Source organism: Pseudescherichia sp. L3 (genome assembly GCF_024656065.1).
Taxonomy (GTDB): domain Bacteria; phylum Pseudomonadota; class Gammaproteobacteria; order Enterobacterales; family Enterobacteriaceae; genus Pseudescherichia.
Genome location: NZ_JANKYC010000001.1, coordinates 2,009,459 through 2,021,234, shown reverse-complemented (window position 1 = coordinate 2,021,234; position 11,776 = coordinate 2,009,459). Strand labels below are relative to the sequence as shown.

The following is an 11,776-nucleotide window of genomic DNA, read 5'->3' as shown; positions in this document are numbered from 1 at the left end:
GAGTAAGAGCAACCGCAATTTCAACAAGAATGAGGAAAGTGCAATGGCAATGATAAAAACAACGCTGAGCTCACTGGTATTGATGGCTGCCGTGAGCCTGCCTGCGCTGGCGGCTGAGCCGGTCAAAGTCGGCTCGAAAATTGATACCGAAGGGGCGCTGCTCGGCAATATTATTCTGCAAGTGCTGGAAAGCCACGGCGTAAAAACCGTCAATAAAGTTCAGCTGGGAACCACGCCGGTAGTACGCGGGGCGATCACCTCCGGCGAGCTGGACATCTATCCAGAGTACACCGGCAACGGCGCGTTCTTCTTTAAAGATGAGAACGATGCGGCATGGAAAAACGCCCAGCAGGGCTACGAGAAGGTCAAAAAGCTCGACTTTGAGCAGAACAAGCTGGTGTGGCTGACGCCGGCTCCGGCCAACAACACCTGGACCATCGCCGTACGCAAAGAGATGGCGGAGAAGAACAAGCTCACCTCGCTGGCCGATCTCAGCGGCTACCTGAAGAAGGGCGGGGCGTTTAAGCTGGCGGCGTCGGCAGAGTTTATCGAGCGCGCCGATGCCCTCCCGGCGTTTGAAAAAGCCTACGACTTCAAGCTGGATCAGAAGCAGCTCCTCTCCCTGGCCGGAGGCGATACGGCGGTTACCATTAAAGCGGCGGCTCAGCAGACCTCTGGCGTGAACGCGGCGATGGCCTACGGTACCGACGGCCCGGTTGCGGCTCTTGGCCTGCAAACCCTGAGCGATCCAAAAGGCGTTCAGCCGATCTATGCCCCGACGCCGGTAGTGCGTGAGGCGGTGCTGAAGGCCTATCCGCAGCTGGAAGAGTGGCTGAAGCCGGTATTTGCCAGCCTGGATGAGAAAACGCTCCAGCAGCTTAATGCCAGCATCGCCGTTGAAGGGCTGGATGCCAAAAAAGTCGCCGCCGATTATCTGAAACAGAAAGGGCTGGTGAAGTAATCCGCCCGACAGGACAGGAACGTGTCTATACGCTGTCATAATCGCGTCTTGCTGCTGCTGGTGGCGCTTGCTCTGGCGGCAGCGCTGCTGCCTTTTGTCAACTATGCGCCAAATCGGCTGATGTCCGGCGAGAGCCGGGCGCTGTGGCAGATTTGGCCGCACTCGCCCGCGCTGTGGCTTCCCGTACCGCTGCTCTTTTTCGCGCTCTGCTTTTTGCCCCGGCGCTGGCCGCTGGTGGCGACGCTGGCGCTGGCTGAGCTGTGCTTTATTGTGCTGGTATGGGGGGCGGGTAAAGCCGCTACCGATCTGGCGCAGTCGGGCAGTGCCCTGGCGCGCACCTCCATCGGCAGCGGTCTCTGGCTCTGGCTGGCTCTGGCGCTGCTTGCCTGCAGCGACGCCATCCGCCGCCTTACCGTTAATCCCCTCTGGCGCTGGCTGTTACAGGCCCAGATCTGGCTGGTACCGCTGCTGCTTCTGCACCTGGGGGCGCTGAATCATCTCTCGCTGATGAAAGAGTATGCCAACCGCCAGGACGTGTTTAACGACGCCCTGGCCCAGCACCTGGTTCTGCTGCTGGGGACGCTACTTCCGGCGCTGCTGCTGGGCGGTGCGCTGGGGCTGTGGTGCTACCGCCATCCGGCGCGGCAGGCACCGGTATTTACCGTGCTGAACGTTATCCAGACCGTACCCTCCGTGGCGCTGTTTGGTCTGCTGATCGCCCCGCTGGCCGGCCTGGTGGCGCACTTTCCCGCGCTTAGCCGCGTCGGTATTGCCGGAACGGGACTGACGCCCGCGCTGATCGCGCTGGTGCTTTACGCCCTCTTGCCGCTGGTGCGCGGGGTCGTAGCCGGCCTGAACCAGGTACCCAGAGACGTGCTGGAGAGCGCGGCCGGCATGGGGATGAGCGCCCGTCAGCGCTTCTTCCAGGTGCGCCTGCCGCTGGCGCTGCCAGTGCTGCTGCGCAGCCTGCGGGTGGTGACGGTGCAGACGGTGGGTATGGCGGTGATCGCCGCCCTGATTGGCGCGGGCGGCTTTGGGGCACTGGTCTTTCAGGGGCTGCTCAGCAGCGCCCTGGATCTGGTGCTGCTGGGGGTGATCCCAACGATTGCCCTGGCGGTGGTCGTCGACGCACTTTTTGGCTTATGGATAGCGCTGCTGAAGGTAAAAGAGCCATGATCGAGTTCACGCAGGTTAGCAAAATGTTTAACGGGCAGAGCGCGGTCAGCGATCTCAATCTGCACTTCAAAACCGGGGCTTTTTCGGTGCTGATCGGCACCTCAGGCTCCGGGAAATCCACTACCCTGAAGATGATCAACCGGCTGGTGGAGCACGACGCGGGTACTATCCGCTTTGCCGGGGAGGAGATCCGCAGTTTGCCGCTGCTGGCTCTGCGGCGGCGCATGGGGTACGCCATTCAGTCTATCGGCCTTTTTCCCCACTGGACGGTGGCGCAAAATATCGCCACCGTGCCGCAGCTGCTGAAGTGGCCCCGGGCGAAAATCGATGCCCGCATTGATGAGCTGATGGCTCTGCTGGGGCTGGATCCGCAGCTGCGCGGTCGCTATCCGCACCAGCTTTCAGGTGGGCAACAGCAGCGCGTCGGCGTGGCTCGGGCGCTGGCGGCCGACCCGGAAGTGCTGCTGATGGATGAGCCTTTCGGCGCGCTGGATCCGGTGACCCGTGGCACGCTCCAGCAGGAGATGAAGCGTATCCACCGCCTGCTGGGACGCACGATTGTGCTGGTCACCCACGATATCGACGAGGCGCTGCAGCTGGCGGACAACCTGGTGCTGATGGATGAGGGCAGGGTGGTGCAGCAGGGGACGCCGCTGGAGATGCTGACCCGTCCCGCGAGTGCGTTTGTCCGCACCTTTTTTGGCCGCAGTGAACTGGGCGTCCGTCTGCTCTCCCTGCGCAGCGTGGGTGACTATGTCCGGCCCGGCGAGCAGGTAGCCGGAGAGCCGCTGGATGCGGCTATGACCCTGCGCGACGCGCTCTCCGCGTTTGTTGCCCGGCGCTGCGAGGTGCTGCCGGTGGCCAACGCCGAGGGGGCACCCTACGGCGCGATCCACTTCCAGGATCTGCTTCGCGCGGAGGCCAGCCGTGAAAGTCATTCGTGATCCGCTTCTGTGGCTTATTGCGCTGTTTATCGCGCTGCTGGTGGCGCTGCCCTACAGCGGCGGCCTGTTTAGCGCGCTCTTTCCAGAGCTCTCACGGCCGCTCTATCAGCAGGAGAGCTTTATCTCCCTGACGCTGGCCCACTTCTGGCTGGTGGGTGTCTCCAGCGCGATAGCCGTGGTGCTGGGCGTTGGCGCGGGCATCGCCGTAACCCGTCCGGCGGGACTGGAGTTTCGCTCGCTGGTAGAGACCATTGCTGCGGTTGGACAGACCTTTCCGCCGGTAGCGGTGCTGGCAATCGCCGTGCCGGTGATGGGCTTTGGCAAAGAGCCGGCCATCATCGCGCTTACCCTCTACGGGATACTGCCTGTTTTGCAGGGGACGCTGGCGGGGTTCGCGGCGCTGCCTGGCGGCGTGGTGAGCGTGGCGGAGGGGATGGGGCTGAGCGGATGGCAGCGCCTGTTCAAGGTAGAGCTGCCGCTGGCCGCGCCGGTGATCCTGGCCGGGGTACGGACCTCGGTGATTATCAATATCGGTACGGCGGCAATTGCCTCAACGGTGGGGGCAAATACGCTGGGGACGCCGATTATTATCGGCCTGAGCGGATTCAACACCGCCTACGTTCTGCAGGGCGCGCTACTGGTGGCCCTGGCGGCAATTATTGTCGACCGCTGCTTTGAACGGCTGGCACGACGTCTTAGCCAGCATGCAAAATAAAGGTGTAGCCCGCCAGCATCACGCCGCCGATGCCGCCCACGGCCATCAGAAAGAAAAGGGTAACGATAGAAATTTTGGCTGCGTTCATGATGTGCTCCTTATTTAAGCGCATAAGTATAACGTGAAGCGCAGCTGTTAATAAAACATTAAATGCCGAGCGGATAGATGGCATGCCCGGCGGCCTGCCACGTTGCCAACTGCTGCCGCTGGGCCAGGGTAGGGGCATCACCGCACCACACCATCAGGGTGTGGCCCTCAAACAGATCGGGGCGCAGATGATTAAGCGAGTTTGCCAGCACCTCCACGCGCCAGCCCTGCTCGCTAATCCGCCAACCCTCCAGCCATAGCCGGGTGGTATCGTGAATATTCCAGCCGACGACCAGCGCATCCTTGTTGTACTTCTTTCGAGACGCGGCAAGGGAGGCAGAGATGTGGTTGATCAAGATGCCGTCAAGCAGGCTGAGCATCGCCAGTAGCGTGGGCTGCTGGCAGCGCAGACGGCGACGAAGCGGACTCAGCAGATGCAGGGTAAGCGTTTCGGCGGGGTAGTCGCGGGTGCGCTCCTTTAGCCACTGGCGCAGGCGGGGAATGTTGCCGTTTTGCAGCAGCTGTAGCAGCGCCTCCTGCTGGTCGCGCCAGCCGTTTGAGCCATCCAGCGACTCGTTAAGCAGCAGCGCCTGGACTTTACTCACCGGCACGCCGGTGTCGATCCAGCGCTTTATTTCACGGATCAGGTCGATATCCGCATCGTTAAATAGCCGATGTCCGCCATCCGTGCGCTGCGGCTTCAGTAGTCCGTACCGTCGCTGCCAGGCGCGCAGCGTAACGGGATTGATATCACAGAGCAAAGCCACTTCACCGATCGTGTAAAGCGCCATGATTCCACCTTTGCCAGCAGACTCCATTTCCCGAGGATCGATCCCCAGCCTATCAGAAGGGACCGATGATTTTATGATCGCTTTGTAACAATTTCGTCAAATAACCGGGTCTGTTTTGTGATAGTGAGCACGATTTGTCGATTTATTGCAATGCTTAAAAGAAAGTTACACCCACTCACTGTATGTTACGCGTTTTTACCGGGATGGACGCACGCGCATGTATGAATTTAATCTGGTTTTACTGCTTTTGCAGCAGATGTGCGTTTTTCTGGTTATCGCCTGGCTAATGAGTAAAACCCGGCTCTTTATCCCCCTGATGCAGGTCACCGTCCGGCTGCCGCACAAGCTGCTCTGCTACGTGACCTTCTCGATTTTCTGCATTCTCGGGACCTACTTTGGCCTGCATATCGAAGACTCTATCGCCAATACGCGGGCCATCGGCGCGGTGATGGGGGGCCTGCTGGGCGGTCCAGTGGTAGGCGCGCTGGTGGGATTCACCGGCGGCCTGCACCGCTACTCAATGGGCGGGATGACCGCCCTGAGCTGCATGCTCTCCACGATGGTTGAAGGATTGCTCGGCGGACTGGTGCACAGCATCATGATCAAGCGTGGCCGCACCGACTACGTCTTTAACCCTCTGACCGCGGGGGCAATCACCCTGGTGGCGGAGCTGGTGCAGATGATGATCATTCTGCTCATCGCCCGGCCCTTTGCCGACGCTCTGCATCTGGTGAGCAGCATCGCTGCGCCGATGATGGTGACCAATACCGTGGGCGCGGCGCTGTTTATGCGCATCCTGCTGGACAAGCGTGCCATGTTCGAAAAGTACACCTCAGCCTTCTCCGCCACCGCGTTGAAAGTAGCGGCCTCCACGGAGGGGATTTTACGCCAGGGGTTTAACGAAGAGAACAGCATGAAGGTGGCCCAGGTGCTCTATCAGGAGCTGGATATTGGCGCGGTCGCCATCACCGACCGGGAGAAGCTGCTGGCGTTTAAGGGCATCGGTGACGATCACCATCTGCCGGGGCGGCCCATCTCCTCCGCCTGGACCAAAAAGACGCTTGAGACCGGCGAAGTCGTCTACGCAGACGGTAATGAGGTGCCGTACCGCTGCTCGCTGCACCCCCAGTGCAAGCTCGGCTCGACGCTGGTGATCCCGCTGCGCGGTGAAAATCAGCGGGTGATGGGCACCATTAAGCTCTACGAAGCGAAAAACCGGCTGTTCAGCTCTATCAACCGCACGCTGGGAGAGGGGATTGCCCAGCTGCTGTCGGCGCAGATTCTGGCCGGACAGTACGAGCGGCAGAAGGCGCTCCTGACCCAGTCAGAGATCAAGCTGCTCCATGCCCAGGTCAATCCACATTTTCTGTTTAACGCGCTCAACACGCTGAAGGCGGTGATCCGCCGCGACAGTGACCAGGCGGGCCAGCTGGTACAGTATCTCTCCACCTTCTTCCGTAAAAACCTGAAGCGTCCGTCGGAGGTGGTCACCCTGGCGGATGAGATTGAGCATGTGAATGCCTATCTGCAAATCGAGAAGGCGCGCTTCCAGGCTAACTTGCAGGTGACGCTGTACGTGCCCGATGCGCTGGCCCATCAGCAGCTCCCGGCTTTTACCCTACAACCAATTGTAGAAAACGCGATTAAGCACGGCACGTCGCAGCTGCTTGGCGTAGGGGAGATCACCATTCAGGCCAGCCAGGATCAACATCACCTGGTGCTGGATATTGAAGATAACGCGGGTCTCTACCAGCCGAAAACCGATGCCAGCGGGCTGGGGATGAGCCTTGTGGACAAGCGCCTGCGGGCGCGGTTTGGCGATACCTGCGGCATTACCGTCCAGTGCGAGCCGGATCGTTTTACCCGTATTACCCTGCGACTGCCTCTGGAGGAGAACGCATGTTAAAAGTGTTGATTGTCGATGACGAGCCGCTGGCGCGGGAGAACCTGCGCGTTCTGCTGGAAGATGAGAGTGAGATTGAGATTGTCGGCGAATGTGCCAACGCCATAGAGGCGCTGGGGGCGGTGCACAAGCTGCGTCCAGACGTGCTGTTTCTGGATATCCAGATGCCACGCATCAGCGGGCTGGAGATGGTCGGCATGCTCGACCCGGATCAGCGTCCTTACGTGGTGTTTCTTACCGCCTTTGATGAGTATGCGGTGAAGGCCTTTGAAGAGCACGCCTTTGACTATCTGCTTAAGCCCATCGAGGCGGCACGGCTGGAGAAGACGCTCCAGCGCCTGCGCCACGCCCGGGGCGTGCAGGACATCTCCCTGCTGCCGGAGAACCAGCAGGCGCTGAAGTTCATCCCCTGCACTGGCCACAGCCGTATCTGGCTGCTGCAAATGGATGACGTGGCCTTTGTCAGCAGCCGGATGAGCGGCGTCTATGTCACCAACCACGAAGGCAAAGAGGGCTTTACCGAGCTCACGCTGCGCACTCTGGAGCAGCGTACGCCGCTGATGCGCTGCCATCGTCAGTATCTGGTGAATATGGCCCATCTGCAGGAGATCCGCTTTGAGGATAATGGCCAGGCCGAGCTGCTGCTGCGCGACGGCCACACCGTGCCGGTCAGCCGCCGCTACCTCAAAAATCTAAAAGAGGCGCTGGGGTTGTAACGTTCGGTGGTACACTGTGCGTTTGCGAAAATCACCGCTGAAGAGACTATGCTGAACAACGATATTTTACGTAGCCTGCGCTACACCCTGAAAGCCAACAACACCGAGCTGCAACGGATCTTTACCCTTGGCGGCGCAGAGGCCAGCGAGCAGCAGATTGCTGTCTGGCTGCGTAAAGAGGAGGAGGCGGGTTTCCAGGCCTGTCCGGACATCGTAATGTCGACCTTTCTCAACGGGCTGATCTATGCCCGCCGTGGCAAAGACGACTCAGCCCCCGATCTGAAGACCGAGCGCAAGCTGAATAATAATATTGTGCTGAAAAAGCTGCGCATCGCCTTTGCGTTAAAAACCGACGATATTCTGGCTATTCTGACTGAGCAGCAGTTCCGCGTATCGATGCCGGAAATTACTGCGATGATGCGTGCCCCGGATCATAAAAACTATCGCGAGTGTGGGGATCAATTCTTCCGCTATTTCCTGCGGGGTCTGGCCGTTCGTCTGCACGCGGCTAAATAAGGTAGGACTGCCCGGCAACTGGCGCTGCCGGGCATAAAGCAGATTATTTCACTTCTTTAAAGCCGCGAGACTCCAGCAGCTGCTCAGATTTTTTCATGCTGATACCTTCTTTGATTTCACCGGTAAACGCTGTGCCCTGCACTTTCTGCAGCGCATCGCGATCAACTTTGGTGTAATCAACGGTTAAGGTCTCAGTGGCATAGGTATCCTGGTAGTCCAGGCTCTCATCCACGCCTTTAATCTCTTTATACTGCTCGCTGATTGGCCCCAGGCGCTGCATGGCCACCTCTTTATTTGGGATCCCCAGCGCATCATAGTGCAGGGTATTTTTCGCCGTCTGGCGCAGCACGACGTCGTTTTTGTAGTAATAGGTCAGCTCAACGTTGGTTTTACCGTCTGACCAGGTAAAGGTCTTACTCTCCTCTTTGTCGCCGCAGCCGCTTAAGGTAATTACCAGCAGTGCAGTAAACGCAGTAGCAATGATTTTTTTCACAATATTCATACTTTTCCCTTATTTAAAATAACCCTGTCCCTAGAATCATAGCGCAATAAAAAAAGGGTGCTGTATTTACAGCACCCTTTGCGGATTATTTAACCTGTTGTCCCGGCTGCGCACCGCTGTCCGGGCTAAGCAGGAAGATATCCTTCCCGCCAGGACCGGCAGCCATCACCATGCCTTCCGAGACGCCAAAGCGCATCTTGCGCGGCGCAAGGTTGGCGACCATCACCGTCAGGCGGCCCACCAGCGCGGCCGGATCCGGATAGGCAGAGCGAATGCCGGAGAAGACGTTACGCTTCTCGCCGCCGAGATCCAGGGTCAGACGCAGCAGCTTGTCGGAGCCGTCAACGAACTCGGCGTTCTCAATCAATGCCACACGCATATCGACTTTAGCGAAGTCGTCAAAGCTGATGGTCTCCTGAATCGGATCGTCTGCCAGCGGGCCGGTGACCGGCGCAGCGGCGGCTTTCACCTCTTCTTTAGAGGCTTCCACCAGGCCGTCTACCTGCTTCATCTCGATGCGGTTATAGAGTGCCTTAAAGGTATTTACCTTGTGGCTCAGCAGCGGCTGCTGGATAGCATCCCACGTCAGTTCGGTGTTCAGGAACGCTTCGGCACGCGCGGCCAGCTGCGGCAGCACCGGCTTCAGCCAGGTCATCAGAACACGGAACAGGTTAAGACCCATGGTGCAGATAGCCTGCAGATCGGCGTCGCGGCCCTCCTGCTTCGCCACCACCCACGGTGCCTGCTCGTCAACGTAGCGGTTTGCCACGTCGGCCAGGGCCATGATCTCACGCACCGCTTTACCAAACTCGCGGCTCTCCCAGGCTTCGCCAATGCTGGCTGCCGCATCGGTGAAGGTTTTATACAGCGCCGGATCCGGCAGCTCGGCCGCCAGCACGCCGTCAAAGCGCTTGGCGATAAAGCCCGCGTTACGGGAGGCGAGGTTCACCACCTTGTTAACGATGTCGGCATTCACGCGCTGGACGAAATCTTCCAGATTCAGGTCGATATCATCGATGCGCGAAGAGAGCTTGGCAGTGTAGTAGTAGCGCAGGCTGTCGGCGTCAAAATGGTTCAGCCAGGTGCTGGCCTTGATAAAGGTTCCGCGCGATTTAGACATCTTCGCGCCGTTCACCGTCACGTAGCCGTGCACGAACAGGTTGGTCGGCTTGCGGAAGTTGCTGCCTTCCAGCATCGCTGGCCAGAACAGGCTGTGGAAGTAGACGATATCCTTGCCGATAAAGTGATACAGCTCGGCGTCGGAATCTTTCTTCCAGTATTCGTCGAAGCTGGTGGTGTCGCCACGCTTGTCGCACAGGTTCTTGAACGAGCCCATATAGCCGATCGGCGCATCCAGCCAGACGTAGAAGTATTTGCCCGGTGCGTTCGGAATTTCAAAGCCGAAGTAGGGCGCATCGCGGGAGATATCCCACTGCTGCAGGCCAGATTCAAACCACTCCTGCATTTTGTTAGCAACCTGCTCCTGCAGCGCGCCAGAGCGGGTCCAGGCCTGCAACATCTCGCTGAACGACGGCAGGTCAAAGAAGAAGTGCTCAGAGTCACGCATCACCGGCGTCGCGCCAGACACCACCGACTTCGGCTCAATCAGCTCGGTCGGGCTGTAGGTCGCGCCGCAGACTTCGCAGTTATCGCCATACTGATCCGGTGACTTACATTTCGGGCAGGTGCCTTTCACAAAACGGTCCGGCAGGAACATGCCTTTCTCTGGATCGTAGAGCTGAGAGATGGTGCGGTTCTTAATAAAACCGTTCTCTTTCAGGCGACCGTAGATCAGCTCGGACAGCTCGCGGTTCTCTTCGCTGTGCGTAGAGTGGTAGTTGTCATAGCTGATATCAAAGCCAGCGAAATCGGTCTGGTGCTCCTGGCTCATCTCACCGATCATCTGCTCCGGGGTAATGCCAAGCTGCTGAGCTTTCAGCATGATTGGCGTGCCGTGGGCATCGTCGGCGCAGATGAAGTTGACGTCGTGGCCGCGCATTCGCTGGTAACGGACCCAGACATCAGCCTGGATGTGCTCCAGCATATGGCCGAGGTGGATGGAGCCGTTTGCGTACGGCAGCGCGCACGTTACCAGAATTTTTTTCGCGACTTGAGTCATAGTGAGCATTACGTCTTCTGTAAAAAAGGGGTTTTGATATTACCAAATGGGGCACTATTAAGTAAGCACAAACCTTTTTCTTTCAGGTAAACTTGCTACACGAGCTTTTCACCTACAAGAACAGAGGAGTCGGGATGAACTCTCAATCCCAGGCCAAATCACCGGAAGCCCTGCGAGCAATGGTAGCCGGAACGCTGGCGAATTTTCAGCACCCCACCCTGAAGCATAATCTCACCGCATTAAAAGCCGTGCACCACGTTGCCTGGCTGGATGATACTGTGCACATCGAACTGCTGATGCCGTTTGCCTGGCGCAGCGCGTTTGAGGAGCTGAAGGAGCAGTGCAGCGCCGAGCTGCTGCGCATCACTGGCGCAAAAGCCATCGACTGGAAGCTGTCCCACACCATCGCCACGCTGAAGCGTGTTAAAAACCAGCCGGGCATTAACGGCGTGAAGAACATTATTGCCGTTAGCTCTGGCAAGGGCGGGGTAGGGAAATCCTCTACCGCGGTCAACCTGGCGCTGGCGCTGGCTGCCGAAGGGGCGAAGGTCGGTATTCTTGATGCCGATATCTACGGTCCGTCAATTCCGGCGATGCTGGGCACCGAAGGCAACCGCCCGACCTCCCCGGACGGCACCCACATGGCGCCGATTATGGCCCACGGCCTGGCGACCAACTCTATCGGCTATCTGGTTACCGATGATAACGCCATGGTATGGCGCGGCCCGATGGCCAGCAAAGCGCTGCTGCAGCTGCTGCAGGAGTCAATGTGGCCGGATCTGGACTATCTGGTACTGGATATGCCGCCGGGTACCGGGGATATTCAGCTAACGCTGGCGCAAAATATCCCGGTGACCGGGGCGCTGGTGGTGACCACCCCGCAGGATATCGCCCTGATCGACGCCAAAAAAGGCATCGTGATGTTTGAGAAGGTGGAAGTGCCGGTGCTCGGCATCGTCGAGAACATGAGCATGCATATTTGCAGCAACTGCGGTCATCACGAAGCCATCTTTGGCACCGGTGGTGCCGAGAAGCTGGCCGAGCAGTATCACACTGAACTGCTGGGACAGATGCCGCTGCACATTACGCTGCGTGAGGATCTCGATAACGGCACGCCGACGGTGATCCACCGTCCTGATAGCGAGTTCACCGCCCTCTACCGCCGTCTGGCCGGGCGCGTTGCCGCTCAGCTCTACTGGCAGGGTGATGTGATCCCGTCAGAGATCGCGTTCCGCGCGGTGTAATTGTTATTGCCGGGCCTACATCCTGCGCCAACGTAGGCTGGGCAAACGCAGTGCCGCCCGGCATGGCAGCATTAGCCTGGAAATGCCCGGTGGCGCTACCGC

At 58.9% G+C, this 11,776-nt stretch carries 12 protein-coding genes; 8 read left to right on the top strand and 4 right to left on the bottom strand.

The window, feature by feature from the left end:
* Window positions 1-43: 43 nt before the first annotated feature.
* The 4 genes from NR795_RS09880 to NR795_RS09865 are packed head-to-tail and all read left to right on the top strand — an operon-like array spanning window position 44 to window position 3,796.
* The gene (locus NR795_RS09880) at window positions 44-961 is read left to right on the top strand and encodes an ABC transporter substrate-binding protein (RefSeq protein ID WP_374544116.1); all 918 of its coding nucleotides are present in this window, start codon (window positions 44-46) and stop codon (window positions 959-961) included.
* A gap of 21 nt (window positions 962-982) precedes the next feature.
* Complete coding sequence (locus NR795_RS09875) at window positions 983-2,137, top strand: ABC transporter permease (protein ID WP_257758072.1); 1,155 nt, start codon at window positions 983-985, stop codon at window positions 2,135-2,137.
* A complete protein-coding gene (locus NR795_RS09870; protein ID WP_257758070.1) occupies window positions 2,134-3,081 on the top strand; it encodes an ABC transporter ATP-binding protein in 948 nt (315 codons plus the stop codon). Before NR795_RS09875 ends, NR795_RS09870 begins: the two co-directional genes overlap by 4 nt.
* Window positions 3,065-3,796 (top strand): ABC transporter permease, encoded by a 732-nt coding sequence (locus tag NR795_RS09865; protein WP_144817159.1) that lies wholly within the window; start codon window positions 3,065-3,067, stop codon window positions 3,794-3,796. The genes NR795_RS09870 and NR795_RS09865 overlap by 17 nt, the downstream gene beginning before the upstream one ends.
* Here the strand turns inward: NR795_RS09865 and NR795_RS09860 are convergent.
* Together NR795_RS09860 and mlrA are read right to left on the bottom strand one after the other, a co-directional pair.
* Entirely contained in the window at window positions 3,777-3,884 is a 108-nt protein-coding gene (locus NR795_RS09860; protein ID WP_144817161.1) for a protein YohO, read from the bottom strand. The genes NR795_RS09865 and NR795_RS09860 overlap by 20 nt on opposite strands.
* A 58-nt stretch (window positions 3,885-3,942) precedes the next feature.
* Window positions 3,943-4,674, bottom strand: coding sequence for an HTH-type transcriptional regulator MlrA (gene mlrA / locus NR795_RS09855; RefSeq protein WP_144817163.1), 732 nt, complete (start codon window positions 4,672-4,674; stop codon window positions 3,943-3,945).
* A 217-nt stretch (window positions 4,675-4,891) separates the two neighbouring features.
* On the opposite strand from mlrA, the gene NR795_RS09850 reads away from it, so the two are divergent.
* The 3 genes from NR795_RS09850 to NR795_RS09840 are packed head-to-tail and all read left to right on the top strand — an operon-like array spanning window position 4,892 to window position 7,809.
* Window positions 4,892-6,580, top strand: a complete 1,689-nt coding sequence (locus NR795_RS09850; RefSeq protein ID WP_144817165.1) for a sensor histidine kinase — start codon at window positions 4,892-4,894, stop codon at window positions 6,578-6,580.
* Window positions 6,574-7,293, top strand: coding sequence for a two-component system response regulator BtsR (btsR, locus tag NR795_RS09845; protein WP_144817167.1), 720 nt, complete (start codon window positions 6,574-6,576; stop codon window positions 7,291-7,293). The genes NR795_RS09850 and btsR overlap by 7 nt, the downstream gene beginning before the upstream one ends.
* A 48-nt stretch (window positions 7,294-7,341) precedes the next feature.
* Complete coding sequence (locus NR795_RS09840) at window positions 7,342-7,809, top strand: DUF1456 family protein (RefSeq protein WP_144817169.1); 468 nt, start codon at window positions 7,342-7,344, stop codon at window positions 7,807-7,809.
* A gap of 43 nt (window positions 7,810-7,852) precedes the next feature.
* On the opposite strand, the gene NR795_RS09835 is transcribed toward NR795_RS09840, so the two are convergent.
* Entirely contained in the window at window positions 7,853-8,311 is a 459-nt protein-coding gene (locus tag NR795_RS09835; RefSeq protein WP_144817172.1) for a YehR family lipoprotein, read from the bottom strand.
* A gap of 85 nt (window positions 8,312-8,396) precedes the next feature.
* A complete protein-coding gene (gene metG / locus NR795_RS09830; protein WP_257758291.1) occupies window positions 8,397-10,430 on the bottom strand; it encodes a methionine--tRNA ligase in 2,034 nt (677 codons plus the stop codon).
* 134 nt (window positions 10,431-10,564) lie between these two features.
* On the opposite strand from metG, the gene apbC reads away from it, so the two are divergent.
* Complete coding sequence (gene apbC, locus NR795_RS09825) at window positions 10,565-11,674, top strand: iron-sulfur cluster carrier protein ApbC (protein WP_144817174.1); 1,110 nt, start codon at window positions 10,565-10,567, stop codon at window positions 11,672-11,674.
* Window positions 11,675-11,776 lie beyond the last annotated feature (102 nt).

Excerpts from the sequence above, each read along its gene's own strand:
- NR795_RS09860 (WP_144817161.1), bottom strand. The coding sequence starts at position 3,884 with ATGAACGCAGCCAAAATTTCTATCGTTACCCTTTTCTTTCTGATGGCC.
- NR795_RS09840 (WP_144817169.1), top strand. The coding sequence starts at position 7,342 with ATGCTGAACAACGATATTTTACGTAGCCTGCGCTACACCCTGAAAGCC.
- NR795_RS09880 (WP_374544116.1), top strand. The coding sequence starts at position 44 with ATGGCAATGATAAAAACAACGCTGAGCTCACTGGTATTGATGGCTGCC.
- NR795_RS09835 (WP_144817172.1), bottom strand. The coding sequence starts at position 8,311 with ATGAATATTGTGAAAAAAATCATTGCTACTGCGTTTACTGCACTGCTG.
- NR795_RS09850 (WP_144817165.1), top strand. The coding sequence starts at position 4,892 with ATGTATGAATTTAATCTGGTTTTACTGCTTTTGCAGCAGATGTGCGTT.
- NR795_RS09870 (WP_257758070.1), top strand. The coding sequence starts at position 2,134 with ATGATCGAGTTCACGCAGGTTAGCAAAATGTTTAACGGGCAGAGCGCG.
- metG (WP_257758291.1), bottom strand. The coding sequence starts at position 10,430 with ATGACTCAAGTCGCGAAAAAAATTCTGGTAACGTGCGCGCTGCCGTAC.
- btsR (WP_144817167.1), top strand. The coding sequence starts at position 6,574 with ATGTTAAAAGTGTTGATTGTCGATGACGAGCCGCTGGCGCGGGAGAAC.
- mlrA (WP_144817163.1), bottom strand. The coding sequence starts at position 4,674 with ATGGCGCTTTACACGATCGGTGAAGTGGCTTTGCTCTGTGATATCAAT.
- apbC (WP_144817174.1), top strand. The coding sequence starts at position 10,565 with ATGAACTCTCAATCCCAGGCCAAATCACCGGAAGCCCTGCGAGCAATG.